Origin of the sequence: Kitasatospora sp. NPDC056731, from assembly GCF_040687675.1 — a bacterium.
Classification (GTDB): Bacteria; Actinomycetota; Actinomycetes; order Streptomycetales; family Streptomycetaceae; genus Kitasatospora.
This window is the reverse complement of the sequence record NZ_JBFBNR010000008.1, coordinates 214,073-237,543: the sequence shown is the minus strand read 5'-3', so window position 1 is coordinate 237,543 and position 23,471 is coordinate 214,073. Positions and strand designations below refer to the sequence as shown.

The 23,471-nt window shown below is 73.6% G+C and carries 25 protein-coding genes and 1 tRNA gene; 11 read left to right on the top strand and 15 right to left on the bottom strand.

The annotated features are described in order from the left end of the window. Nucleotides 1–81: 81 nt before the first annotated feature. Nucleotides 82–429 (top strand): MmcQ/YjbR family DNA-binding protein, encoded by a 348-nt coding sequence (locus AB0R04_RS11180; protein ID WP_363370041.1) that lies wholly within the window; start codon nucleotides 82–84, stop codon nucleotides 427–429. Between the two features lie 159 nt (nucleotides 430–588). Next, on the top strand, nucleotides 589–1,803 hold the full coding sequence (locus AB0R04_RS11175; RefSeq protein WP_363370039.1) for an alpha/beta hydrolase: 1,215 nt from the start codon (nucleotides 589–591) through the stop codon (nucleotides 1,801–1,803). A 39-nt stretch (nucleotides 1,804–1,842) separates the two neighbouring features. Here AB0R04_RS11175 and AB0R04_RS11170 read toward each other — a convergent pair whose 3' ends face one another. Continuing rightward, complete coding sequence (locus AB0R04_RS11170) at nucleotides 1,843–2,826, bottom strand: WYL domain-containing protein (protein ID WP_363370037.1); 984 nt, start codon at nucleotides 2,824–2,826, stop codon at nucleotides 1,843–1,845. A 101-nt stretch (nucleotides 2,827–2,927) separates the two neighbouring features. On the opposite strand from AB0R04_RS11170, the gene AB0R04_RS11165 reads away from it, so the two are divergent. Further along, entirely contained in the window at nucleotides 2,928–3,506 is a 579-nt protein-coding gene (locus tag AB0R04_RS11165) for a TIGR03086 family metal-binding protein (RefSeq protein ID WP_363370036.1), read from the top strand. Nucleotides 3,507–3,558: 52 nt separating this feature from the next. Here AB0R04_RS11165 and AB0R04_RS11160 read toward each other — a convergent pair whose 3' ends face one another. Both AB0R04_RS11160 and AB0R04_RS11155 read right to left on the bottom strand, forming a co-directional pair. After that, on the bottom strand, nucleotides 3,559–4,572 hold the full coding sequence (locus AB0R04_RS11160) for an aldo/keto reductase (RefSeq protein ID WP_363370034.1): 1,014 nt from the start codon (nucleotides 4,570–4,572) through the stop codon (nucleotides 3,559–3,561). 84 nt (nucleotides 4,573–4,656) lie between these two features. Beyond that, complete coding sequence (locus AB0R04_RS11155; protein WP_363370032.1) at nucleotides 4,657–5,133, bottom strand: MerR family transcriptional regulator; 477 nt, start codon at nucleotides 5,131–5,133, stop codon at nucleotides 4,657–4,659. A 122-nt stretch (nucleotides 5,134–5,255) separates the two neighbouring features. On the opposite strand from AB0R04_RS11155, the gene AB0R04_RS11150 reads away from it, so the two are divergent. Beyond that, nucleotides 5,256–6,089 (top strand): serine hydrolase domain-containing protein, encoded by an 834-nt coding sequence (locus AB0R04_RS11150; RefSeq protein WP_363370030.1) that lies wholly within the window; start codon nucleotides 5,256–5,258, stop codon nucleotides 6,087–6,089. A gap of 27 nt (nucleotides 6,090–6,116) precedes the next feature. Here the strand turns inward: AB0R04_RS11150 and AB0R04_RS11145 are convergent, their stop codons facing one another. Next, on the bottom strand, nucleotides 6,117–6,893 hold the full coding sequence (locus AB0R04_RS11145) for a pirin family protein (RefSeq protein ID WP_159398417.1): 777 nt from the start codon (nucleotides 6,891–6,893) through the stop codon (nucleotides 6,117–6,119). A gap of 228 nt (nucleotides 6,894–7,121) precedes the next feature. On the opposite strand from AB0R04_RS11145, the gene AB0R04_RS11140 reads away from it, so the two are divergent. From AB0R04_RS11140 to fabF, 5 genes are all read left to right on the top strand, one after another. Continuing rightward, the gene (locus AB0R04_RS11140) at nucleotides 7,122–8,297 is read left to right on the top strand and encodes a PucR family transcriptional regulator (protein ID WP_063347457.1); all 1,176 of its coding nucleotides are present in this window, start codon (nucleotides 7,122–7,124) and stop codon (nucleotides 8,295–8,297) included. 90 nt (nucleotides 8,298–8,387) lie between these two features. Next, nucleotides 8,388–9,338, top strand: a complete 951-nt coding sequence (locus tag AB0R04_RS11135) for an ACP S-malonyltransferase (protein ID WP_363370027.1) — start codon at nucleotides 8,388–8,390, stop codon at nucleotides 9,336–9,338. Continuing rightward, nucleotides 9,335–10,366 (top strand): beta-ketoacyl-ACP synthase III, encoded by a 1,032-nt coding sequence (locus AB0R04_RS11130; RefSeq protein WP_350878134.1) that lies wholly within the window; start codon nucleotides 9,335–9,337, stop codon nucleotides 10,364–10,366. Before AB0R04_RS11135 ends, AB0R04_RS11130 begins: the two co-directional genes overlap by 4 nt. Before the next feature lie 82 nt (nucleotides 10,367–10,448). Next, entirely contained in the window at nucleotides 10,449–10,697 is a 249-nt protein-coding gene (locus AB0R04_RS11125) for an acyl carrier protein (RefSeq protein ID WP_063347460.1), read from the top strand. A gap of 181 nt (nucleotides 10,698–10,878) precedes the next feature. Continuing rightward, entirely contained in the window at nucleotides 10,879–12,144 is a 1,266-nt protein-coding gene (fabF, locus tag AB0R04_RS11120) for a beta-ketoacyl-ACP synthase II (RefSeq protein WP_363370024.1), read from the top strand. Nucleotides 12,145–12,243: 99 nt separating this feature from the next. Here fabF and AB0R04_RS11115 read toward each other — a convergent pair whose 3' ends face one another. Continuing rightward, nucleotides 12,244–12,738 carry a DUF3145 domain-containing protein gene (locus tag AB0R04_RS11115; protein ID WP_063347462.1) on the bottom strand — a complete coding sequence of 165 codons (495 nt, stop codon included), beginning with the start codon at nucleotides 12,736–12,738 and terminating at the stop codon, nucleotides 12,244–12,246. Nucleotides 12,739–13,089: 351 nt separating this feature from the next. Further along, nucleotides 13,090–14,115: an NADP-dependent oxidoreductase gene (locus AB0R04_RS11110; protein WP_363370022.1), complete on the bottom strand. Its 1,026-nt coding sequence runs from the start codon at nucleotides 14,113–14,115 to the stop codon at nucleotides 13,090–13,092. A 105-nt stretch (nucleotides 14,116–14,220) separates the two neighbouring features. Here AB0R04_RS11110 and AB0R04_RS11105 point away from each other — a divergent pair, with 105 nt between their 5' ends. Continuing rightward, nucleotides 14,221–14,685: a MarR family transcriptional regulator gene (locus AB0R04_RS11105; protein ID WP_063347464.1), complete on the top strand. Its 465-nt coding sequence runs from the start codon at nucleotides 14,221–14,223 to the stop codon at nucleotides 14,683–14,685. Nucleotides 14,686–14,823: 138 nt separating this feature from the next. Next, entirely contained in the window at nucleotides 14,824–16,365 is a 1,542-nt protein-coding gene (locus AB0R04_RS11100) for an LCP family protein (RefSeq protein WP_363370020.1), read from the top strand. Nucleotides 16,366–16,387: 22 nt separating this feature from the next. On the opposite strand, the gene AB0R04_RS11095 is transcribed toward AB0R04_RS11100, so the two are convergent. The 9 genes from AB0R04_RS11095 to AB0R04_RS11055 form a co-directional block, all read right to left on the bottom strand. After that, complete coding sequence (locus AB0R04_RS11095; protein ID WP_363370018.1) at nucleotides 16,388–17,296, bottom strand: pyridoxal-phosphate dependent enzyme; 909 nt, start codon at nucleotides 17,294–17,296, stop codon at nucleotides 16,388–16,390. 9 nt (nucleotides 17,297–17,305) lie between these two features. Beyond that, nucleotides 17,306–17,959, bottom strand: coding sequence for a response regulator transcription factor (locus AB0R04_RS11090; protein WP_363370016.1), 654 nt, complete (start codon nucleotides 17,957–17,959; stop codon nucleotides 17,306–17,308). A gap of 4 nt (nucleotides 17,960–17,963) precedes the next feature. Further along, nucleotides 17,964–19,247 carry a sensor histidine kinase gene (locus AB0R04_RS11085; protein ID WP_363370069.1) on the bottom strand — a complete coding sequence of 428 codons (1,284 nt, stop codon included), beginning with the start codon at nucleotides 19,245–19,247 and terminating at the stop codon, nucleotides 17,964–17,966. Next, entirely contained in the window at nucleotides 19,244–19,993 is a 750-nt protein-coding gene (locus AB0R04_RS11080) for an ABC transporter permease (protein WP_063347468.1), read from the bottom strand. The genes AB0R04_RS11085 and AB0R04_RS11080 overlap by 4 nt, the downstream gene beginning before the upstream one ends. A 50-nt stretch (nucleotides 19,994–20,043) precedes the next feature. Continuing rightward, nucleotides 20,044–20,946: an ABC transporter ATP-binding protein gene (locus AB0R04_RS11075; protein WP_063347469.1), complete on the bottom strand. Its 903-nt coding sequence runs from the start codon at nucleotides 20,944–20,946 to the stop codon at nucleotides 20,044–20,046. A gap of 233 nt (nucleotides 20,947–21,179) precedes the next feature. Further along, nucleotides 21,180–21,824 (bottom strand): GPP34 family phosphoprotein, encoded by a 645-nt coding sequence (locus AB0R04_RS11070; protein WP_363370014.1) that lies wholly within the window; start codon nucleotides 21,822–21,824, stop codon nucleotides 21,180–21,182. Between the two features lie 37 nt (nucleotides 21,825–21,861). Further along, nucleotides 21,862–22,089, bottom strand: coding sequence for a hypothetical protein (locus AB0R04_RS11065; RefSeq protein ID WP_063347470.1), 228 nt, complete (start codon nucleotides 22,087–22,089; stop codon nucleotides 21,862–21,864). A gap of 9 nt (nucleotides 22,090–22,098) precedes the next feature. After that, the gene (locus AB0R04_RS11060; RefSeq protein ID WP_363370012.1) at nucleotides 22,099–23,052 is read right to left on the bottom strand and encodes an SPFH domain-containing protein; all 954 of its coding nucleotides are present in this window, start codon (nucleotides 23,050–23,052) and stop codon (nucleotides 22,099–22,101) included. 302 nt (nucleotides 23,053–23,354) lie between these two features. Beyond that, a tRNA-Ile gene (locus tag AB0R04_RS11055) sits at nucleotides 23,355–23,428 on the bottom strand. Nucleotides 23,429–23,471 lie beyond the last annotated feature (43 nt).

Sequence of the window (23,471 nt, the reverse complement as noted above, 5' to 3'; positions counted from 1 at the left end):
CCGGCCCTGGCCACCCGCCCCCCGGTGCGCCCCGCGTGCACCGGGGGGCGCACTGTCGGTCCCCTGCCCTACGCTGCGGGCATGGTGACGTTCGAGGAGTTCCGCGCGATGGCGCTCGCCCTGCCGGAGGCCGCACAGGAGCCGACCTGGGACATCGAGACCCTGCGGATCCGCGGCCGGATCTTCGCAATGGGCGCGCCCGGGGGCCGTTCCGTCACCGTCAAGGCCTCCCCCGAGGACCAGGCCGAACTGCTCGCCGCCGAACCCGAGGTGTTCTCCAGCGCGCCGTACGTCGGGCGGCACGGCTGGGTGAGCGTCCGGCTGGACCTGGTCGATCCGGAGGAGCTGCGCGACCTCGTCGTCGAGGCCTGGCGGCGCACGGCGCCCAAGCGGATGGTGCGCGAATTCGACGTGCGGGCCACTCTGTGACGCTGAAACGACACCGCCGGTTCATGTGAGCCATCCCACAGTTTGGGCGGGCGCGTCACCTCTCCGGGCACCCTACGCTTGCGCAGGGAAGCAGGCAGTCTCATCGCACCTCCGGGCACCGCCCGAGAAACGGTGACGGGCCCTAAGGGAGTTGGTGCGGTGCGCAACCGTCGGCGCTGGAAGCGGGTACTGATCGGGGCGTTCGCGGGCTGTGCCGTGCTCGCCGACGCCGGCGCCGCGGCGGCCCAGGCGGCCGCCTCCACCGAGCAGCTGGCGATCTCCACACCCCCGGCCGGCAGCGCCGCCTGGGTCCAGGACCACAGCTTCGACCGCACCCTGCCCGACCCGGCCACCACCACCCCGGCCGCCGCCGCCGCGTTCTTCGCCTCGCTCGCCCCCACCGAGCTGGACCGGCTGATCCGGGACTACCCGCTGGTCGTCGGCAACTTCGACGGCGCCCCGCTGGACCTGCGCTACCGCGCCAACAAGATCGCGCTGGCCGCCGAACGCGACAGCGCCCGGGCCCGCGCCGCCGACCACAAGCTCGACACCGACACCCGCGAGCTGGCCGTCTCCCGCGCCAACGACGTCGAGCACCTGCTCGGCCCCGACCGGCAGATCCTCGCCTTCGACCCGCGCGGCCGCGGCCTGATCACCGAGGTGTGGGGCGACCTCGCCGACGCCGAGCGGATCTCCGTCGTCGTCCCCGGCTCGGACGCCGACCTCGGCCACTTCGACCAGGCCCCCGAACCGCTGCGCTCCCCGGCCGGCATGGCCCGCGCCCTCTACACCGAGGAGCAGCGGCAGGCGCCGAACACCCGCACCGCGGTGATCGCCTGGACCGGCTACGTCACCCCGTCCGGCCTCGGCCCGGACGCCGTCACCTCCCGGCTCGCCGACGCCGGCGCGCCCCGGCTGCAGCGGCTGCTCGCCGGGCTCAAGGAGACCACCCGGCCGGACGCGCCCCCGGCCCTGCTCTGCCACTCGTACGGCTCCGTGGTCTGCGGCAACGCCGCCCCCGAGATCCCGCGCGCGGCCGCCTCGCCCTCCGACACCTCCGGGATCACCGACCTGATGGTGTTCGGCAGCCCCGGCATGGGCGTGCAGAGCACCAGCGAGCTGGGCACCGGCGTGCACGTCTGGGCCACCCGCAACCCCACCGACTGGATCGGCAACGTCCCGTACCTGGAGGTCGGCGGCCTCGGCCACGGCGCCGACCCGACCGCCGGCGGCTTCGGCGCCGAGCAGATCTCCTCGGCCCGCGCGGCCGGCCACAACGGCTACTTCACCGAGGGCACCGACAGCCTGCACAACTTCGCGGCGATCTCGCTCGGCCACTACCAGGACGTCGTCCGCCCCGCCCCGAACTCCTAGTTCCTACTCCTGGCCCTACTCCTGGCCCTACTCCTGGCCCTACTCCTGGTAGAGGCGCAGGGCGTCCGCCGCCGCCCGGGCCAGCTCGCGGCGGGCCGCGAGCGGGGCCAGCACCTCGACGTCCGTGCCGAAGGCGAGCAGCGCGCGGACGGCCGCCGGCGCCGGGAAGACCATCGCCACCTCGACCCACTCCTCGGCCGGCCCGGCACCCGCCTCCGGCGGCGGCGCGGTGACCCGGCCGCCGTGGATGCGGACGAACATGTCCAGCCGCCCGCGCCGCACCCGCACCCGGACCGGCAGCTCCTTCGGCAGCCGCTCCACCTGCTCGCGCAGCACCGCCCAGGCGTCCCCGAGCCCCACCCCGGCGCGGCGGCGCACCGCCTCGTCGGTGGTCTCGGCGGCCAGCACCCGGTCGGCCCGGAACAGCCGGGGCTCGCCGTGCAGATCGGCCACCAGGTACCAGACCGCGGCCTTGCTCACCAGCCCGTACGGGTCCACGGTGTACTCCACCGGCGCCGGGGTGCCGCTGTGCCGGTAGCTCAGCCGCAGCCGCCGGTCGGCGAACACCGCGTACTGCAGCTCGCCCAGTTCGGGGCCGGCCGCGGCGCCGGCCGCCGGGCCGCTCTGCAGCCAGCGGGCCGGGTCGACCAGGATCCGCTCGGTGATCCGCTCGGCGGCCGGGCGGTGCGGGGCCGGCAGCGCGGCCATCACCTTGCGCAGCGCCGAGCCGAGCGCGCCGTCCAGCCCGAGGTCGCTGTGCGCGCCCTGGGCGGAGAGCACGAACAGCGCCCGGGCCTCGTCCGCGGTCAGTCCGGTGACGTCGGTGCGGTAGCCGGGCAGCAGGCTGATGCCGCCGTGGCGGCCGCGTTCGGTGAACACCGGCACGCCGGCGGCGGAGAGCGACTCCACGTCGCGGTAGATGGTGCGGACGGACACCTCCAGGCGCCCGGCCAGTTCGGTGGCGGGCACCCGGCCGCGGGTCTGGAGCAGGAGCAGGATGGAGAGCAGGCGGTCGGCCTTCATGGCAGCAGAATCCCAGCAATCCTGACGGCGGTTGTCAGGTTTTACTGGGAGATTGCCGTTCGAGCCCGAAAGCCCGCACCACCCCAGGGAGCTGATTCCACGTGAACTCCGTCCAGGACGCCCGCCCGCAGTACCTGCTCGCCCTCGGCCAGTTGGAGAAGCTGTTCGCCGAGATCACCCCGGACGCCCTCGACCGGCCCACCCCGTGCAGCGCGTTCACGCTGCGGGAGCTGCTGAGCCACGTGGTCGGCGGCATCCACCGGTTCGCCTACCTGGGCGAGGGCGGCCGGGCCGAGGACGTCGTCGCCGCCACCGGGGACCTGGCGGACGACGCCTGGCCGGGCGCGCTGGACCGGGCCCGCGCCCGGGCCGTCGCGGCCTGGGCGGACGACGCCGCGCTGGACCGCCCGGCCCACGCGCCCTGGGGTGTGGTGCCCGGCCGGATCGCGGTCGGCGGCTACCTGATGGAGACGGTCGCGCACACCTGGGACATCTCCCGGGCGCTCGGTTCCCGGCAGCCGCTGGACGACGCCTTGGCGCATGCCGCGCTGGCCGTCGCCCAGGCCGTCCTGTCGGCCGAGCACCGCGGCGGGGCGGTCCCGTTCGGCGAGGTGCGGCCGGTCGCCCCGGACGCCGACGTGCACACCCGGCTGGCCGCCTGGCTGGGCCGGGAGGTCTGAGCAGGCACCCGGGGCGGGGGGAGCGGCCCGGGCGGCCGCTCCCCCACCGCCGCTACTCCCGGCCGACCTGGGTGAAGCGCATGTCCGGGTAGCGGTCCCCGGCGACCTCGCCCGCCACCGGCTCCAGCCGGGCCAGTTCCTCGGCGGTGAGCCGCAGCGTGGCGGCCGCGGTGTTCTCGGCGAGCCGGCTGCGCTTGCGGGTGCCGGGGATCGGCACGACGGTCAGCCCGTGCACCTCGGCCCGCTGGTGCACCCAGGCCAGCGCGACCTGCGCGAGGGTCACCCCACGGTCCGTCGCGATCTCCCGCAGCGGTGCCAGGAGTTCGGCGTTGGCCGCCGCGTTGGCGCCGGTGAAGCGCGGCTGGGTGCGCCGGACGTCGTCCGCCGCGAGCTGCTCGGCGGCCTGGAACGCCCCGGTCAGGAAGCCCCGGCCGAGCGGCGAGTACGGCACGAAGGCGACGCCCAGTTCGGCCGCGGCCGGCACCGCCGTGCGCTCGACGTCCCGGGCGAACACCGACCACTCGGACTGCAGCGCGGCGATCGGGTGGATCGCGTACGCCTCGCGCAGTTCGGCGCCCGTCACCTCGGACAGTCCCAGTCGGCGCACCTTGCCGGCCCGGACCAGCTCGGCCATGGTGCCGACCGAGTCGGCCAACGGCACGGCCGGGTCACGGCGGTGCATGTAGTAGAGGTCGATCTCGTCCACGCCGAGGCGGCGCAGCGAGGCGTCGACGGCGGCCCGGATGTACGCCGGGTCGTTGCGGATGCCGCGGTAACTCGGGTCGTCCTCCTTGCGCTCCACGGCGAACTTGGTGGCGAGCACCATCCGGTCGCGGTTGGCGCGGACGAAGGGGCCGATCAGCTCCTCGTTGCGGCCGAAGCCGTAGGCGTCAGCGGTGTCGAACAGGGTGACGCCGGCTTCCAGGGCGGCGTCCAGGGTGGCGAGCGCCTCGGGCCGGTCGGTCGGGCCGTAGAAGTCGCTCATGCCCATGCAGCCGAGGCCCTGGACGCCCACGAACGGGCCGTCGGTGCCGAGTCGGGCGGTGGGGAGGACGGGAACGGTCATCGCTCTGCTTCTTCCTCTGCGTGCGGCGCATGCGTGCGGCGTACTCCGCTGCGGCGTGCTCCGCGTGCGGCGTGCTGATGGCGGCTACTCGTGGCGGCGGACGGCCGGTTCGTCGGACGCGGCGATCCGGCCGGAGTACAGGTCGATCTTGTAGTCGAGGACGGCGAGGGTGGCCTGGAGGTCGGCGACCCGTTGGCGGACCTCCTCGCGCTGGTCGACCAGCAGTTGGCGCCGCGCCTCGTAGGTCCGCTCACCCTCGCGGGCCAGCTCCACGTAGCGGAGCATGTCGGCGATCGGCATGCCGGTCAGCCGCAGCCGGCCCAGGAAGGCCAGCCGGTGCAGGTCGGCGTCGCAGTAGCGGCGCTGGCCGCTGGCGGAGCGGTCGACCGGGTCGAGCAGACCGATCCGCTCGTACCAGCGCAGGGTGTGCGCGGTGAGCCCGCTGGCCACCGCGACCTCGCTGATGGTGTGCCGCGGGGTCCGGTCCGGATCGCCGACCGGGCGCTGGTACACGTCGGCGCAGGTCCGCAGGTCGAGCTGGACGGGTGCGAGCGTGGCCATGATCGGTTACCCCCTGTGGTGAGCGGTGACGACGACGCTATCGAGTTGGAGTGCACTCCAAGCAAGCCTCGCACCCGGGTGCTCCCGCCACCCGTTTTCGGGCCTTCGTTAGAGTCGGGCGCATGGAGAGCTTGCGGATGATCGAGAACTGGCCGGTGCCCCACGCCGCGGCGGCGGTGGTCCGGGGGGCGGACGGCGCGGTGCTGGGCACGTACGGGCCGCAGCAGCACCTGTTCCCGCTGGCGTCGGTGACCAAGCTGCTCACCTCGTACGCGGTGCTGGTCGCGGTCGAGGAGGGCGTCTTCGAGCTGGACGACCCGGCCGGGCCGGCCGGCTCGACCGTCCGCCACCTGCTCGCGCACACCTCCGGCCTGGGCTTCGACGAGAACCGGGTGTTCGCCGAGCCCGGCAACCGCCGGCTGTACTCCAACGCGGGCTTCGACGCGCTGGCGCGGGCGCTGTCCGACGCCGCCGGGATCGAGTTCTCCCGGTACGCCGCCGAGGCGGTGTTCGAGCCGCTGGGCATGCACGACACCCTGCTGAACACCGCGCACAAGTCCCCGGCCGGCGCCGGCGGCCTGTCCACCGTCGCGGACCTGGTCCGGTTCGCCGCCGAGCTCCAGTCCCCGAAGCTGCTGGACCCGTCCACCGTCCGGCAGGCCACCCGCGAGGTCGCCTTCCCGGGCACCAGCGGCGTGCTGCCCGGCTACGGCCACCGCCGGCCGAACGACTGGGGTCTCGGCTTCGAGATCCGCGACGGCAAGGCCCCGCACTGGACGGGCACCGCCAACTCGCCCGCCACCTTCGGCCACTTCGGCCAGTCCGGCACCTTCCTGTGGGTCGACCCGGAGGCCGGCGTGGCCTGCGTCGCGCTCACCGACCGGGACTTCGGCCCGTGGGCAGCCGAGGTCTGGCCGGCCTGCTCGGACGCGGTCCTGGCCGAACTGAACAGCTGAACGACTGGAAGGCTGAAAGGACAGCCCCTAGCCGTACGAGACCGGCGAGTGCATCTCCCAGAGCAGGAGTTCGGCGCCGGTCTCGCCGGCCGTCGGGTCGGCGAAGGCGTCGCCGGTGATCCGCACACTGTCGCCCGGGGCCATCGAGCGGCCGCCGCCCTTGGGCCCCGGGATCGTCCGGTAGCCGAGCGAGCCGGCGGTCAGATGCGCGTACCGCCAGGCGGCCTCGGGCAGTGCGGGCAGCGGCTGCCACGGCCCCGCCGTCGCCAGCCAGAGCGCGGCGTCGCCGCGGCGCAGCCGCAGGGCGTCCGTCCCGGCGTCGCGCTCCAGCCCGGAGGCGAGCAGCGTCAACCCGCCGTCGGCCGGTTCCACCTTGCGCAGCCCGTACGCCGGGGGCGCGTCGAACACGTCCGGCTGGAGCCACATCTGGACGAAGCGGACCGGGCCGGCGGCCCCGCCGACGTTGCGCTCGGTGTGGGTGACGCCGGAGCCCGCGCCGAGGTGCTGGACCATCCCCGGGCGGACCACCCCGCCGTGCCCCTGGGAGTCCCGGTGCGCCAGCGCGCCCTCCAGCACCCAGGTGAGGATCTCGGTGTCCCGGTGCTTGTGCTCCTCGTACCCGGCGCCGGGGGCGAGGAGTTCCTCGTTGCACGCGAGCAGCGCGCCGAAGTGCGTGTTCTTCGGGTCGTAGTGGCCGGAGAAGGAGAACGCGTGTCGGGTCTCGACGCCCTCGGCCGGGGTGGAGAGGTAGCGCTCGGCGGTGCGGCGCAGGTCGGCGCGGGGGCGGGCGGCGTCGTCTGTCACGGGCCCCACGGTAGTGGGTGTGACCGGCACCACCGTGCCGCTGCACCGGGGGGTGTGCACGAGCAGTCACTCACGTGAGGCAGTCTTGTCCTTGTGCCAGCCGCTTCCGCGAACTCCAAGAGCGAACCCAGTCCCACGGCCGAGCCGACCGGGAAGAGCCCGGCCCCCAGGGCCGGCCGCGACCGCCCCGGCCGGGCGGCGCCCCGCCTGACCGCGCAGGAGCGCAGAATGGCCGCCGAGCGGGCCGAGCGCCGGGCCGCGACGCTCAAGCGGCTGGAGAAGTCCTCGGGCAAGCTGGCCACCGCCGCGATCTCCCGGATGGACGACCAGCTCGGCTGGTACCGGCGGATGCCGCCGGAGCACCGTTCCTGGATCGGCCTGGTCGCCCAGGCCGGTATCGCCGCCTTCACCGAGTGGTACCGCCACCCGGACGCCGCCCAGGCGATCTCCACGGACGTCTTCGGCACCGCCCCGCGCGAGCTGACCAGGGCGATCACCCTGCGCCAGACCGTCGAGCTGATCCGCACCACGATCGAGGTGATGGAGGAGGCCATCGAGGAGGTGGCCGCCCCCGGCGACGAGGCGGACATGCGCGAGTCGGTGCTGGTCTACGCCCGGGAGATCGCCTTCGCGACCGCCCAGGTGTACGCCCAGGCGGCCGAGGCGCGCGGCGCCTGGGACGCCCGGCTGGAGGCGCTGGTGGTCAACTCGCTGCTGTCCGGCGACGCGGACGAGGGCGTGCTGTCGCGGGCCGCGGCGCTCGGCTGGGGCCAGCCCAGCCAGGTCCGGGTGGTGATGGGCAGCGCCCCGGACGGCGACAGCGAGCTGGTGGTCGAGGCGATCCGCCGGGCCGCCCGGTACGCCAAGCTGCACGTGCTGACCGGGGTGCTGGGCAAGCGCCTGGTGGTCGTGGTCGGCGGCGACAAGGAGCCGGTGCACGCGGCCCGGGCGTTGATCGGCCAGTTCGCGCCGGGCCCGGTGGTGGTCGGTCCGACCGTGCCGGACCTGCTCTCGGCGACCCGCTCGGCGCACGCCGCCGCGGCCGGCCTGCGCGCCTGCGCCGCCTGGCCGGACGCGCCCCGCCCGGTGCTGGCCGACGACCTGCTGCCCGAGCGCGCGCTGGCCGGCGACCAGGCCGCCCGCCGCCAGCTGGTGGAGGAGATCTACACACCGCTGGACGAAGCCGGCTCGGCGCTGCTGGAAACGCTGAGCGTCTACCTGGAGCAGGCCTCTTCGCTGGAGGGCGCCGCCCGGATGCTCTTCGTCCACCCCAATACGGTGCGCTACCGGCTACGACGTGTGACCGACGTCACGGGGTACGCCCCGTCCGACGTGCGTTCGGCGTTCACGCTGCGGATCGCACTCGCCCTCGGCCGACTCACCGCGGCCGGGGAGCCGAGCTGAACCGCCTGTAGGGAACTTACAATCCCGGATGGTTTTCTTCGTTACCGTCGCCTACCCGCCCCTGGGCGCCTGGCGAGAGAGGGTTGAACCGTGCTCGTAATCGTCGCCCCTGGACAGGGTGCCCAGTCCCCCGGTTTCCTCAGCCCCTGGCTGGAGCTGGACGGTGTCGCCGACCGCCTCTGCGGCTGGTCGGAGGTCGCCGGGCTCGACCTGGTGCACGCCGGGACCGAGGCCTCCGCAGAGGAGATCAAGGACACCGCCGTCGCCCAGCCGCTGCTGGTCGCGGCCGGTCTGATGACCGCCCGTGAGCTGTTCCCGGACGAGGACGTCGCCCGCAAGCTGGTCGGCGCCGTGGCCGGCCACAGCGTCGGCGAGATCACCGCCGCCGCCGGCGCCGGGGTGCTGAGCGCGCACGACGCGCTGACCTTCGTCCGCGAGCGCGGCCGGGCGATGGCCGCGGCCGCCGCCGTCACCGAGACCGGCATGATCGCCGTGCTCGGCGGCGACCCGGAGGTCGTCGCGGCGAAGCTGGCCGAGCACGGCCTGACGGCGGCCAACAACAACGGCGGCGGCCAGATCGTCGCCGCCGGCACGCTGGCCCAGTTGGAGACGCTGAAGGCGGACCCGCCGGCCGGTGCCAAGCTGGTCGCCCTGAAGGTGGCCGGCGCCTTCCACACCGAGCACATGGCCCCGGGTGTCGAGCGGCTGGCCGCGCTGGCCCCGACGCTGACCGTGGCCGACCCGCAGGTCCGCTACGTCTCCAACAAGGACGGCGAGGTCGTGGCCTCCGGCGCCGAGGTGCTCACCCGCCTGGTGTCACAGGTCTCCAACCCGGTCCGCTGGGACCTCTGCATGGAGACCCTCGGGCAGCTGGGTGCGACCGCCGTCATCGAGCTGTCCCCCGCGGGCACTCTCACCGGACTGGTCAAGCGCAACCTCAAGGGTGTGGCGACGCTTGCCCTCAAGACCCCCGCCGACCTGGACAAGGCCCGCGCGCTCGTCGCGGAGCACGGCGGTCAGGATCAGGAGACCCAGGCATGACGAAGCCGCAGATCCGCCCGTCCGAGGGCGCGCAGTACGCGCGCATCCTCGGCGTGGGCGGCTACCGCCCGGTCCGGGTGATCCCCAACGCCGAGGTGCTGGAGTGGATCGACTCCTCGGACGAGTGGATCCGCACCCGCAGCGGGATCGCCGAGCGCCGCTGGGCCGGCCCGGAGGAGAGCGTCGCCGAGATGTCGGTGCAGGCCTCCGGCAAGGCCATCGCCCAGGCCGGGATCACCCCGGACCAGATCGGCGGCGTGATCGTCGCGACCGTCTCGCACCTCAAGCAGACCCCGGCGATCGCCACCGAGATCGCCGAGCGGCTCGGCTGCGGCACCGCCCCGGCCTTCGACATCTCGGCCGCCTGCGCGGGCTTCGGCTACGGCCTGGGCCTGGCCGACGGCATGATCCGCGGCGGCAGCGCCGAGTACGTGCTGGTGATCGGCGTCGAGCGGCTGAGCGACCTGACCGACCAGTCGGACCGCTCGACCGCGTTCATCTTCGGCGACGGCGCCGGCGCCGCGATCGTCGGCCCGTCCGACACGCCCGGTATCGGCAAGCTGATCTGGGGCTCGGACGGTTCGCAGTCCGACGTCATCTCGCAGACCCAGGCCTGGGACACCGCCTTCGCCAAGCCCGACGCCGTCAACGGCGTGGGCGAGGAGGCCAAGTGGCCGGCCCTGCGGATGGACGGCCAGCCGGTCTTCCGCTGGGCGGTGTGGGAGATGGCCAAGGTGGCCCAGCAGGCGCTGGATGCCGCCGGGGTCACCGCCGACCAGCTCGGCGCCTTCATCCCGCACCAGGCCAACATGCGCATCACCGACGCCATGATCAAGGCGCTCAAGCTGCCCGACTCGGTGCCGGTCGCCCGCGACATCGCCGAGACCGGCAACACCTCGGCGGCCTCCATCCCGCTGGCGATGGAGCGCATGCTGGAGAGCGGCGAGGCCCGCAGCGGCGACCTCGCACTGATCATCGGGTTCGGGGCGGGTCTCGTGTACGCCGCGGCAGTCGTTACGCTCCCCTAGGCGCGTTTCGCCCCACTCATTCCGCAAAGCCTGCGTCCGGCCGCCGGTCGGACGCGTTCAACACCGAAGAGGAGCAGCCAGTATGGCTACCAAGGACGAGGTTCTGGAAGGTCTCGCCGAGATCGTCAACGAGATCGCCGGTATCCCGACCGAGGACGTCGAGCTCGAGAAGTCCTTCACGGACGACCTGGACGTCGACTCGCTGTCCATGGTCGAGGTCGTCGTGGCCGCCGAGGAGCGCTTCGACGTCAAGATCCCGGACGACGAGGTCAAGAACCTGAAGACCGTCGGCGACGCGGTGAACTACATCCTCACCAACGCCGCCGCCTGACCGATCGACCCGTTCGATCGGTCCAGCACGTCCGGCGTTCTCGACGCCTCGGACGGCTGACCCGTCGGCCCGGCTCCCCCCGAGCCTGGCCGACCCGCCGGCCGGGACGCCCCACCGGGCGCCCGGCCGGGCCCTTCCTCGGCTCGCCGCCGACCCCACGATCGTGAGAGAAGAAGAACCAGTGACCGCTGAAAACCGTACCGTGGTCGTCACGGGTATCGGCGCCTTCACGCCGCTGGGCGGCGACGCCGCCACCACCTGGGAGAACCTGGTCGCAGGACGCTCCGGAGTGGCGGCCCTGACCGAGGAGTGGGCCGCCGAGCTGCCCGTCAAGATCGCCGCCCGCACGGCCGTCGAGCCGGGCGAGATCCTCCCCCGGCCGCTGGCCCGCAAGCTGGACCGCTCGGCCCAGTTCGCGCTGATCGCCGCCCGTGAGGCCTGGGCCGACGCCGGCTACGAGACGCCGGCCACCGACGAATCCTCCAAGCTCGCCCCCGAGCGCCTCGGCACCGTCATCGCCTCCGGCATCGGCGGCGTGACCACCCTGCTCGACCAGTACGACGTGCTGAAGGAGAAGGGCGCCCGCAAGGTCTCCCCGCACACCGTCCCGATGCTGATGCCCAACTCCCCGGCGGCCAACGTCGGTCTGGAGGTCGGCGCCCGCGCGGGTGTGCACACCCCCGTCTCCGCCTGCGCCTCCGGCGCCGAGGCGATCGGCTACGCGATCGAGATGATCCGCACCGGCCGCGCCGACGTCGTGGTGGCCGGCGGCACCGAGGCGGCGATCCACCCGCTGCCGATCGCCGCGTTCGCCAACATGATGGCGATGTCCAAGAACAACGACGACCCCGAGGGCGCCTCCCGCCCGTACGACAAGGGCCGGGACGGCTTCGTGCTGGGCGAGGGCGCCGGCGTGGTCGTGCTGGAGTCGGTCGAGCACGCCGAGGCGCGCGGCGCCCGGATCTACTGCGAGGCCGTGGGCCAGGGCCTGTCCTCGGACGCCCACCACATCGCCCAGCCCGAGCCGACCGGCGCCGGCGTGGCCCGCGCACTGGCCGACCTGTTCGACCGCAACGACCTGGACAAGGCCGAGATCGTGCACGTCAACGCGCACGCCACCTCGACCCCGCAGGGTGACACCGCCGAGCTGAAGGCGCTGCGCAAGGAGCTCGGCGACGACCTCGACCACATCGCCATCTCGGCCACCAAGTCGATGACCGGCCACCTGCTGGGCGGCGCCGGCGGCATCGAGACCGTCGCCACCGTGCTGGCCCTGTACCACCGGATCGCCCCGCCGACCATCAACGTCGACGAGCTGGACGACGACGTGGACGCGGACATCGTGCGCGGCGAGGCCCGCCCGCTGCCCGAGGGCCGGATCGCGGCGCTGAACAACTCGTTCGGCTTCGGCGGCCACAACGTGGTGCTGGCCTTCCGCTCCCGGTAGTCCGCACACCGACCCGGTACGCACCGGGTCCGAACGCACCGAGAGGGGCCGGCGCTCGCCGTGAGCGTCGGCCCCTCTCGTGCGTCGTAGCCCGCCGGCTCAGACCACCTGGTGCAGCCAGCGCACCGGTGCCCCCTCGCCCGCGTAGCGGAACGGCTCCAACTCGTCGTCCCAGGGCTTGCCCAGCAGCCGGGAGATCTCGGCCTCCAGGTCGGCCCCCTCGCTGCGGGCCCGCAGCAGGACGGCGCGCAGCCGGTCCTCGGGGATCAGGATGTCGCCGTGGATACCCGTGACGGCGTGGAAGATGCCGAGCGAGGGCGTGCTGCTGTACCGCTCCCCCTCCGCCGTGGCGCAGGGCTCACTGGTGACCTCGTACCGCATCAGCTGCCAACCGCGCAGTGCGGAGGCGACCTTCGAGGCCGTACCGGGCTCCCCTTGCCAGGAAAGCTCGGCACGCCAGTGTCCGGGCGAGGCCGGCTGGCGGATCCAGTCCAGGCTCACCCGCACACCCAGCACCCCCGCGACGGCCCACTCGACGTGCGGGCACAGCGCGCGGGGCGCGGAGTGGATGTAGAGAACTCCACGTGTCGTCACCGGGACCTCCAGGCTGTGGACGAGGGTCGCCTTCCCCAGCTGCCTCGTGCCTGCAGTTGATCCACAGTTACCCACGTTAGCCGACATTAAGCTACTAAATTGAGCAAAACGGACAGGCTTTCGCTCAATGCTAGTCGAATCCTCAACGAGGTCTACCCCTCGGCCGGATCTCTCCCCCGAACGGCCCCATCGCCAGGCGGGACCCACCGTACCGCGCCGCCCCGCACCGTGGATGACGCACTTTCGGATCCGGCCGGAATGCGGTAGTGCGACCGATTCCCCTGCGCCCGTACGCAAACCGCCCCGCACGCCCGGTGGGGGCGGCGGGGCGGTCAGCGAGCCGACGGAGGGTCAGCCGTCCAGGCGGACCACCATCTTGCCGGTGTTGACGCCGCGCAGCAGGTCGAGGAAGGCGTCCGCGGTGCGCTCGAAGCCGTCCACCACGGTCTCCTCGTGGCGCAGTTCGCCGGACGTCAGCCAGCCGGCCACGTCGGCGACGAACTGCGACTGCAGCGCCGCGTGGTCGCTGACCAGCATGCCCTCCAGGCGCAGCCGCTTGCCGATCGCGAGCGCCAGGTTGCGCGGGGCGGCGGGGGCGGTGGTGTCGTTGTACTGGGCGATCGCGCCGCAGAGCACGGCGCGGCCGTGCACGGTGAGCGCGCCGATCGCGGCCTCCAGGTGCTCCCCGCCGACGTTGTCGAAGTAGAGGTCGATGCCGTCCGGGGCGGCCTGCGCCAGCTGCTCGTGGACCGGGGCGTCCTTGTAGTTGAAGGCGGCGTCGTAGCCGTAGACGTCCACCAGCTTGGCGACCTTCTCCGCCGAGCCGGCCGAACCGACCACCAGCGAGGCGCCCTTGAGCTTGGCGATCTGGCCGACCATGCTGCCGACCGCGCCGGCCGCGCCGGAGACGAAGACCTTGTCACCCTTCTTGAGGCCGCCGACGGCGAGCAGGCCGGCGTAGGCGGTCAGGCCTGGCATGCCGAGCACGCCGAGGTAGGCGGAGAGCGGGGCGGCGGCCGGGTCGACCTTGACCGCCTGGCGGGCGTCCAGGGTGGCGTACTCGCGCCAGCCGAGGCCGTGCAGGACGGCGTCGCCCGGGGCGAAGCCCTCGGCCCCGGAGGCGACCACGTAGCCGACCGCGCCGCCCTCCATGGCCTCGCCGAGCCGGAACGGCGGGGCGTAGGACTTCACGTCGTTCATCCGGCCCCGCATGTACGGGTCCACCGAGAGGAAGGCGTTGCGGACCAGGATCTCGCCCGGGCCCGGGGTCCGGACCGGGGCCTCGACCAGGGCGAAGTCGGTCGGCACCGGCCAGCCCTGGGGGCGGGCGGCGAGGTGCCATTCACGGGCGGTCGCGGGTGCGGCCTGCTCTGCCATGGGAGGCGCTCCTTAGGTGGTTCCGATGCATGAAAGGTTGAGCTACTGAAGTAACGATGGGCATGAAAGGTTCATGTTGTCAACTTTTCAGGTAGACTCTCGGACATGGACACCCAGTCGACCCGGACCGCCACGCCGCAGTCCGACGAGATCACCCGCGAGGTCGTCGATCTGATGGCCAACCTGGTCGCGCTGTTCCATCGCGAGTACGAGGAGGCCGCCGCCGCCCGCTCACTCACCGGCGCCCAGGCCAAGGTGCTCGCCCTACTGCGCCGCGGCCCCATGCCGATGCGCCAGATCGCCCAGACGCTCAGCTGCGAGCCGTCCAACATCACCGGCATCGTCGACCGGCTCGAAGCCCGCGGCTTCGTCACCCGGGAGGCCGACCGGCAGGACCGCCGGGTCAAGCTGGTCGCCGCCACCGGCACCGGCGCCACCGCCTCCGAGGAACTGCGCGAATCGCTGAACTTCGCCCGCGAGCCGCTGGCCGCCCTCGGCCACGACGAGCGGGCCGTCCTGCGCGACCTGCTCCGCCGGATGCTCACCGGCGCCGCCGGCCCCGGAGCGTGACCGGCATCCGGGGCGTGATCAGCATCACAGCCCCGGAGCGAAATCCGGGCCTCCGGCGGAGGTAACCGAACAGCCCGTCGAAACGTCTAATGTTCGAACATCGAACACGAGAGACGGAAAGACGGGGGGACACGGAGGATGGGCAGCAGCACGCGCAGGCGCCGCTACCTGCGGACAGCCATCGGCCTGGCCGCCGTCCTGGTGCTGTCCGTCGTGGGCGCCGGGGCCTGGTTCTACCACCGGCTGGACAACAACATCACCACCTTCGACCCGGGCGGCGTCGCCACCGAGCGCCCGCCCGCGCCCGCCCCGGTCACCCCCGGCGCCCAACTGCCGGTGAACATCCTGGTGCTCGGCTCGGACACCCGCGACGACGGCAACAGCGCGATCGGCGGCGGCGACGAGGGCGTCGGCCACTCCGACACCGCGATGCTGGTGCACGTCTACGCCGACCACAAGCACGCCGTCGGCGTCTCCATACCCCGGGACACCCTGGTCACCATCCCGTCCTGCAAGCTGCCGAGCGGCACCTGGACCACGCCCCGGAACAACCAGATGTTCAACTCGGCCTTCACCATCGGCGAGTTCCCCAAGGGCAACCCGGCCTGCACGCAGAACACCGTCGAGACGCTCACCGGCCTGCGGATCGACCACACCATCGTGGTCGACTTCAAGGGCGCCGCCGCGATGGCCGACGCCATCAACGGCGTGGACGTCTGCGTCCCCAACAACGTCGACTCGCACGGCATACACCTCCGCAAGGGCATGCAGAAGCTCTCCGGCCAGCCCGCCGTGGACTACCTGCGGGCCCGCTACGGCTTCGGCGACAACTCCGACATCGGGCGGATGAAGCGCCAGCAGGCCTTCGTCTCCTCGATGATCAAGAAGGTGCAGGGCCAGGGCTTCTCCCTGCCCACGCTGCTCCCGCTCGCCGACGCGGCCACCCGCTCGCTCACCGTGGACGAGGGGCTGGGCACCGCGATGAAGCTGGTGGACTTCGCCCGCTCGCTCCAGGACATCAAGCTGTCCGACATCACCTTCGTGACCGCGCCCTGGCGCTTCGCCGGCGAGCGCGTCCAGCTCGTCCAGCCGGACGCCAACACGCTGTGGCGGCTGCTGCGCGAGGACCGCACCCTGGACGGCCAGAGCACCTCCGGTACCGACACCCCGGCGCCCTCCCCCACCGCCCCCGGCCCCGACGGCGCGACCCCGGGAGCCTCGGCCGGCCCGTCCGCACCGCTCACGCCCGAACAGGCCGCGGCCCCCGTGCTCGTGGTCAACGGCGTCGGCACCCCCGGCCTGTCCACCTCCGGCGGGGAGGCGCTGCGGGCCCGGGGCTTCCAGAACGTCACGCTCGGCAAGCCCGCCGGCGGACGGATGCAGACCGAGATCAGCTACGACCCGGCCCTGAAGGCCGCCGCCGACCAGGTGGCCGCGCTCTTCCCGGGGGCGCGCGCGGTCGAGGAACCTGGCTCCGAGGGCATCACCGTCACCCTGGGCCGCGACTACCGGCCCAGCCCCGCCACCAAGCTGGACGCGGTCGGCAGCGGCCCCGGCGCCAAGTCCTCCGCCCCCGCCACCGCCGACCCGAGCGGCGTGCCCAGCGGGGTGCCCACCGGCATAGCGGAGAACACCCGCGGCGCCGACACCGACCCGTGCGCCGACCTGACCTTCGGATGAGCCGTTCCGGCCCGATCCGGGTCTACTCCGGGTCGGGCAGGCCGGTGACGACGGCGGTGAGCCGGGTGCCGCGGGGGAAGGCTCCGGCGGCGGCCAGGCCGGTCAGCGCGGCCAGCAGCTTGGCCACGTAACGGCGTTCCAGCGGGATGCCGTGGCGGGCTTCGAACCGCTCGGCGAAGGCGGCCAGTTCGGCCGGGACCTTGCCGTAGCCGCCGCCGTGGTGCGCGTGGTCGATCCGCCAGTTGTCGAACTCCCGGCCGTAGGCGGCCCGGTGGAGCCGGGTGACCTCGCCCTCCAGGTAGCCCTCGCCGCCGCGCAGCACGGCCACGCCGAGCGCCCGCGCGCCCGGCGGCAGGCCGGCCGCGATGCCCGCCAGGGTGCCGCCGGTGCCGACCGGGCAGCAGACCACGTCGTGCCCGCCCAGGCCGGGCAGTTCGGCCGGGATCGCCGCCGCGCCGGTCACGGCCAGCGCGTTGGAGCCGCCCTCCGGGAGCACCAGGCAGGGGCCCCAGCGCCCCTGCGGATCGGCCGTGGGGCCGGCGTCGGCGCGGCCGGTGGCCTCCCGGTACTCGGCGCGGGTCAGGAACTCCAGCCGCATCCCGGCCCGTTCGGCCGCCCGCAGCGACCAGTTGCGCGGCCGGTCGGCCAGTTCCTCGCCGCGGACCAGCCCGACGCTCTCCAGGCCGAGCGCCGCGGCGGCCGCCGCGACCGCCCGCAGGTGGGTGGAGTACGCCCCGCCGAAGGTCAGCAGCCGGGTGTGGCCCTGGGCGACGGCGGCCGCCAGGTTGGGCGCGAGCTTGCGCCACTTGTTGCCCGGGACGCTCGGGTGCAGCAGGTCGTCCCGTTTGAGCCGCAGTTCCACCCCGGCCCGCGCGAACACCTCGTCGGCGCAGTCCACCAGCGGGGTCGGCAGCAGGGCGGGTTCGAGCATCCGGCCAGCTTAGACCGACCGGCCGGTCGGGGTGAGCAGCCCCAGGTTGTAGGCGGCGGCGACGGCGGAGGCGCGGTCCTTGACGTCGAGCTTGGCGTAGACGTGGATCAGATGGGTCTTCACGGTGGCCTCGCTGATGAACAGCCGGGCGGCGGCCTCCCGGTTGGTGGCGCCGGACGCGACCAGTTCCAGCACCTCCAGCTCGCGCGGGCTGAGCGGCTCCCGGACGGGCGCGCGGACCTGGCCGAGCAGCTTGGCGGCGACGGTCGGCGCGATCACCGAGGCGCCGCGGGCGGCTTCCCGGACGGCGTGGAACAGCTCCTCCCGGGCCGCGTCCTTGAGCAGATAGCCGGTGGCGCCGGCCCGGACGGCGGGCAGCACGTCGGCGTCGGTGTCGTAGGTGGTGAGCACCAGGACCCGCCCGGGCAGGCCGCGTTCGGCCATCTCGCGGATCGCGGTGACGCCGTCCATCCGCGGCATCCGCAGGTCCATCAGCACCACGTCCGGGCGCAGCGCGGCGACCAGGACCAGCGCCTCGGCGCCGTCCCCGGCCTCGCCGACCACCTCGAATCCGGGGGCGGCGGTGAACATCCCGCGCAGCCCGTCCCGCACCACCGGGTGGTCGTCCACCAACAGCAGTCTGATCGTCGTCGCGTCGCTCACGGCGCTACTCCTCCATGCTGATCGCCGGCAGGGTCGCGGACACGGTCGTGCCGGCGCCCGGTTCGGTCTCCAGGTCGAGCCGCCCGGCCAGGCGCTGCACGCGGCGGCGCATCACGTCCAGGCCGTAGCCGCCGCCGGTGGCCCGGGAGGCGGGCTCGGCGGCCGGGTCGAAGCCGACGCCGTCGTCCCGGACGTCCAGGGTGACCAGGCCGGGCATGTACGAGAGGGTGACGCCGACCCGGGAGGCCCGCGCGTACTTGGCGGCGTTGGCCAGCGACTCCTGGGCGATCCGCAGCAGGGTCACCTCGACCTCGGGGTGCAGCGGGCGGGCCTCGCCGGTGACGGTCAGCCCGGCGGCGGCGTCGTTGCGCTCCCGCCACTGCTCGACCAGCTCTGCCAGCGCCTCCGGCAGCGCGGCCCGCTCCAGTTCGATCGGGCGCAGCGCGTGGACGGCCCGGCGGGCCTGGGTCAGGCTCTCCCGGGCGAGGGCCGCCGCGTTCGCCTGGTGCCGCTCGGCGGCCGCGGCGTCCTGGGCGCGGGTCTGGTCGGCGGCCTGGAGCTGGGTGACGATCCCGGCCAGGCCCTGGGCGACGGTGTCGTGGATCTCCCGGGCGAGCCGGCGGCGCTCGTCCGCGGCCCCGGCCTCCCGGGCCTGGACGAGGAGTTGGGCGTGCAGGCCGGCGTTCTCGGCGAGCGTCTCGGTGAGCAGCCGGTTGGCCTCGGCGAGTTCGGCGTTGGCGGCCTTGCGGCGGGCGCTCAGCCGGTCGGCCGCCTCGCTGAGCGCGAACATCAGCCCGACCACCATCAGGTTGAAGGCGACGACGGCCAGCAGTCCGCCGACCTTCGCCGGGCTGTCGGGCAGGACTCCGCCGACCTGGGAGAGCGAGGTGGGGACGGTGGCCACGGCCGCGCCCGCCATCCGGGCCCGGCCCCGCAGGTACTGGGCGGCGTGCAGGTAGCCGGTGAAGGCGAAGAAGCCGAAGATCGGGTTGTCCAGCACCAGGACGGTGATCAGCGCCAGCAGGACGGCGAAGTGGGCGCCGGCGTACCGGGCGCGGCCGTCCGGGCCCGGCCTGCGGTCGAGCACCGAGCGCAGGACCAGCCACAGGAACGCGGCGGCCGCCGCCGGGAGGACGGCGGCGGCGGGACGCGCGTTCGGGACGGGGATCAGCAGGGCCAGGGCGGTGGCGATCAGCAGGGCGACGTAGCAGAGCGGGCCGATCAGCCGGTCCAGCCGGTCCTGCCAGTCGCCGAGCGCGTTCTCGTCGGCCGACGGCCGCATGATCATTCCCACCGGAACAGCCTGGCAGCCGCGGCCCCCGCGAGCACCGCGTACGCCGCGAGTGTGAGCAGGCCCACGGCGTGCGGGAAGTGCCCGGACCAGGCGTCCTGCAAGGTCTGGACGGCGGCGCCGCTGGGGGTGAAGTCGCCGATCCGGTTGAGCAGGGCCGGCGAGAACTCGCGCGGCAGCCAGATCCCGGAGAAGAACATCATCGGGAAGAAGGCCAGCGCGCCGACCGCGTTGCCGGCCTTGGCGGACGGGACGACCGCGGCGAGCAGCAGGCCGATCGACAGCAGCGCGGCGGCGGCCAGCAGGAAGGCCAGCAGGAACCCCAGCGGCCGGCGCGGCAGCGACACCCCGAGCAGGGGCCCGGCCGCCACCACCAGCAGCACCGAGACGACGGCGACGCCCAGGTACAGCGGCAGCAGCGCGCCGAACAGCAGCGCCGGGCGGACGGGGCTGGCCGACATCCGGCGCAGCACGCCGCGTTCGCGGTAGGCGGCGAGCAGCGAGGGCAGGCCGTTGAGGCCGAGCAGCAGCAGGGTGAAGACGGCCAGGATCGGCGCGTACAGCTGGATGGTGCTCATGCCGTGCATGTCGGGCGAGGTCTTGCGCAGGGCCGGGACGGAGCCGAGGACGAGGAACAGCACGACGGGGAAGGCGAGGCCGAAGAATGCGGTCAGCGGGTCGCGGAGGAACAGGCGGGCCTCGGCGACGGCCAGGCGGCGGACGGCGTGGGCGGTGTGGTTCACGGTGGTGGTCCCCTCGGGCGTGGTGATGGCGGCTCAGGAGTACTGGCAGGTCAGGCGTCGTGGCGGGTCAGGGCGAGGTAGGCGTCGTCCAGGCTGTGCTCGCGGATCCGCAGCCCGGTGACGACGATCCCCTCGCGGGCGAGCAGGCCGGTGACCTCGTCGGCGAAGTCCCCGACACCGGAGACCTCGACCCGGCCGTCCCGCTCCTCGACCCCGGTGACCCCCGGCAGGGCCGCCAGCCGGGCGGTGTCCAGCGGCCCGGTGGGGCGGAAGCCGAGCGTGCCGCCGGTGCCGGAGCGGGCGATCAGCTCCGCGGGGGTGCCGGTGGCGACGATCCGTCCGCCGTCGAGGACGGCGGCCCGGTCGCAGAGCGCCTCGACCTCGTCCATGAAGTGCGAGACCAGGACCACCGTCACGCCCTCGTCGCGGATCCGCCGGATCAGCTCCCAGGTGTCGCGGCGGCCCTGCGGGTCGAGCGCGGTGGTCAGCTCGTCCAGGAAGGCCACCTCGGGGTTGCCGATCAGGGCGAGGGCGATGAACAGCCGCTGGCGCTGGCCGCCGGAGAGCTTGTCGAACGGGGTCCGGCGCTGGTCGGCGAGCCCCCACTCGTCCAGCAGCTCGCGCCAGTCCCGGGGGTTCGGGTAGAGCGCGGCGTACAGTTCCAGCGCCTCGCCGACCCGCAACGCGCCCTGCAACTGGGCCTGCTGGAGCTGGATGCCGATCCTCGGCCGCAGCCGGTGGGCGTCCTTCACCGGGTCCAGGCCGAGGACACGGACCGTCCCCGCGTCGGCCCGGCGCAGGCCCTCGCAGCACTCCACGGCGGTCGTCTTGCCCGCGCCGTTCGGCCCCAGCAGGCCGAACACCTCGCCGCGCTCCACGCCGAAGGAGACCTCCTCCAGCACCTGGCGCCGCCCGTAGGCCTTGCGCAGCCCCGCCACCTCGATCACGGCCATCGCGCCGCTCCCTCCCGCTCGTCCCCGCTGGTCCGGCCGGTTCCTCCGGCCTGCAACGAGCTTCCCGCGCGGGGCCCCGGCCGCGGATCGACCGGACGGTCAGAGCTGTGGGCGGGCGCGGTGGACGGCGGATCAACCGATCGGTGGATGGAGCACGGGCGCGGGCCCGGAACGCGGGAGGCCCGGCCGCCGTGTCGGCGACCGGGCCTCTCCTGCGGATCACACCGGGCGGGTCAGACCAACGCGACGTCGGAGTTGCGGGTGCTGATGGCCCGGCGCAGGGCGCGCGGGACGGGGCCCGCGGCGGGGGCCAGCTTGTCGATCCGGGTGCGGAACTCGCGGCTCTGGCGCCACGTCAGGACGGCTCCGAGCCGGGCGGCGTCGACCAGCGCGACCAGCGCGGCGTCCGCCGGGTCGACCCGGCTGAGCGGCGCCTTCAGCGCCGAACCCACCGATGCCACGAGCGACTTGCGCAGCCGCTGCTCCGGCAGCACGACCCGGGTGCACGGGAACAGTCCGAGCGCGCGGCGCTGTTCGAGCCGGATCCGCCCGGACGTCGCCAGCCCGTCCCGGACCACCCGCGCGGCGCGGGCCGCCGGGCCCTGGCGGCGGCCGACCCAGCTCTGCCAGCTGCGCCGCCGGCCCTGCCGGATCTGCTCCAGCATCGCGGCGGAGAGCGGGTCGAGGCCGTCGGCCGACGCGCCGTCGACGGCGGCCGGGTGCCGGCCGTCGTCGCGGATCAGCGCGCGCCGCAGGAGTTCGGCGAGCGCGGCGGCCCGCAGCACCAGGTCGAGCCTGGCGGTGGCGGTGAGCCGCTCGCGCTCGGGGTGGTAGGCGAGCAGGTAGAGCTTCTCCGGCAGGGTGATGGGCAGGTCCACGATGGACTCCAAGCAGATGGACGGTGGATGGGCCCGTTCATCCGGCGTCGGAACCGCCGGTCTCCGGGTTCTCCTTGGGCGGTCGGCCGCGCCGGGGAAGACGGGCCGCGTCGCCGGGCATCCGGCCCGCGTCGCTGAGGGCACGGCGAAGGAGGAACTCGATCTGCGCGTTGGCACTGCGCAGCTCGTCCGCGGCCCACCGGGCCAGTGCGTCGTGGACCGCCGGGTCCAGTCGCAGCAGGATCTTCTTCCGCTCCGTCGCCAACGCCGCGCCTTACTGGTAGAGGGAGCCCGTGTTCACGACGGGCTGGGCGCCCCGGTCGCCGCAGAGCACCACCAGGAGGTTGCTCACCATCGCGGCCTTGCGCTCCTCGTCCAGTTCGACGACGTCGCGCTCGGCGAGCCGGTCCAGCGCCTCCTCGACCATACCGACGGCGCCCTCGACGATCAGCCGCCGTGCCGCGACCACGGCCCCGGCCTGCTGGCGCTGGAGCATCACCTGGGCGACCTCGGGCGCGTAGGCGAGCCGGGTGATCCGGGACTCGACGACCCGCACCCCGGCCGAGACGACCCGGGCCGCGATCTCGGCGGAGAGCATCCGGCTGATCTCCTCCGCGCCGTCGCGCAGCGACAACTGGCCCTCGCGGTGGGCGTCGTACGGGTAGCTGCTGGCGATGTGCCGGACGGCGGTCTCGGTCTGGATGGCGACGAAGTCGCTGTAGTCGTCCACCTCGAACACGGCCTTGGCGGTGTCCTCGACCTGCCAGACCACCACGGCGGCCATCTCGATCGGGTTGCCGTCCGCGTCGTTGACCTTGTTGGTCTCGGTCTCGTGGTTGCGGATCCGGGTGGATATCCGGCGGCGGCTGGTGAACGGGTTCAGCCAGGTCAGGCCCTCGGCACGGATGGTGCCGCGGTAGCGGCCGAGCAGCTGGACCACCCGCGCCTGGCCGGGCGAGACCACGGTCAGCCCGCACAGCAGCAGCAGTGCGCCCAGGACGGCCAGCGGCCCGACGGTCAGCAGGGTGATCCCCAACGCCTTGGACCCGCCGGCCAGTTGGATACCGCCGACGATGGTCGCCCCGATCCCCGCGAGCAGGCCGAGCAGCGTCCCTCCGAGCACCGGCAGCCCGGCGGCACCGGTGATGACCCGCTCGGTGATCTTGGGTGCCGGAAGGTCGAGGACGGGGCCGTCTTCGACGTCGACGGCAGAACGCGGTGTGGTCATGAGACCAGCTCCTCCAGCGAGTTTTTCCGATCCAGCTGTCAAAATGATATCACTTTTTGCGCCGACGGCGCCAGGGGCCGGACCGCATTCGTCTGGGGGCAGGGCAAGCCGGCTCGGGGTAGGGCAAGCCGGCCCGTCCCGAGCCGTGTCCACTCAATGTCCACTGGTGGGTGAATCTCAGCGCGCCAGGCCCTGAGCGGCTGGCCGATGCTCTACAGTTCCGACCGGAACTGGAGCCGTTCTGCCAGATCAAGCCACTGTTTTGTCTGATGATCGATCCAACGATCGATCAGTGGCTGAGGTGGGGCGGGTGGGACTCGAACCCACGACCAAGGGATTATGAGTCCCCTGCTCTAACCGGCTGAGCTACCGCCCCGGTTCGCCGCGTGCGCCGGTCGTCGACCACGGCAGCAGCAGAC

Coding starts and splice junctions, on each gene's coding strand:
- AB0R04_RS11180 (WP_363370041.1), top strand. CDS start 82: ATGGTGACGTTCGAGGAGTTCCGCGCGATGGCGCTCGCCCTGCCGGAG.
- AB0R04_RS11170 (WP_363370037.1), bottom strand. CDS start 2,826: ATGAAGGCCGACCGCCTGCTCTCCATCCTGCTCCTGCTCCAGACCCGC.
- AB0R04_RS11160 (WP_363370034.1), bottom strand. CDS start 4,572: ATGACCGTTCCCGTCCTCCCCACCGCCCGACTCGGCACCGACGGCCCG.
- AB0R04_RS11155 (WP_363370032.1), bottom strand. CDS start 5,133: ATGGCCACGCTCGCACCCGTCCAGCTCGACCTGCGGACCTGCGCCGAC.
- AB0R04_RS11150 (WP_363370030.1), top strand. CDS start 5,256: ATGGAGAGCTTGCGGATGATCGAGAACTGGCCGGTGCCCCACGCCGCG.
- AB0R04_RS11140 (WP_063347457.1), top strand. CDS start 7,122: ATGGCCGCCGAGCGGGCCGAGCGCCGGGCCGCGACGCTCAAGCGGCTG.
- AB0R04_RS11130 (WP_350878134.1), top strand. CDS start 9,335: ATGACGAAGCCGCAGATCCGCCCGTCCGAGGGCGCGCAGTACGCGCGC.
- AB0R04_RS11125 (WP_063347460.1), top strand. CDS start 10,449: ATGGCTACCAAGGACGAGGTTCTGGAAGGTCTCGCCGAGATCGTCAAC.
- AB0R04_RS11110 (WP_363370022.1), bottom strand. CDS start 14,115: ATGGCAGAGCAGGCCGCACCCGCGACCGCCCGTGAATGGCACCTCGCC.
- AB0R04_RS11105 (WP_063347464.1), top strand. CDS start 14,221: ATGGACACCCAGTCGACCCGGACCGCCACGCCGCAGTCCGACGAGATC.
- AB0R04_RS11100 (WP_363370020.1), top strand. CDS start 14,824: ATGGGCAGCAGCACGCGCAGGCGCCGCTACCTGCGGACAGCCATCGGC.
- AB0R04_RS11095 (WP_363370018.1), bottom strand. CDS start 17,296: ATGCTCGAACCCGCCCTGCTGCCGACCCCGCTGGTGGACTGCGCCGAC.
- AB0R04_RS11085 (WP_363370069.1), bottom strand. CDS start 19,247: ATGATCATGCGGCCGTCGGCCGACGAGAACGCGCTCGGCGACTGGCAG.
- AB0R04_RS11075 (WP_063347469.1), bottom strand. CDS start 20,946: ATGGCCGTGATCGAGGTGGCGGGGCTGCGCAAGGCCTACGGGCGGCGC.
- AB0R04_RS11060 (WP_363370012.1), bottom strand. CDS start 23,052: ATGACCACACCGCGTTCTGCCGTCGACGTCGAAGACGGCCCCGTCCTC.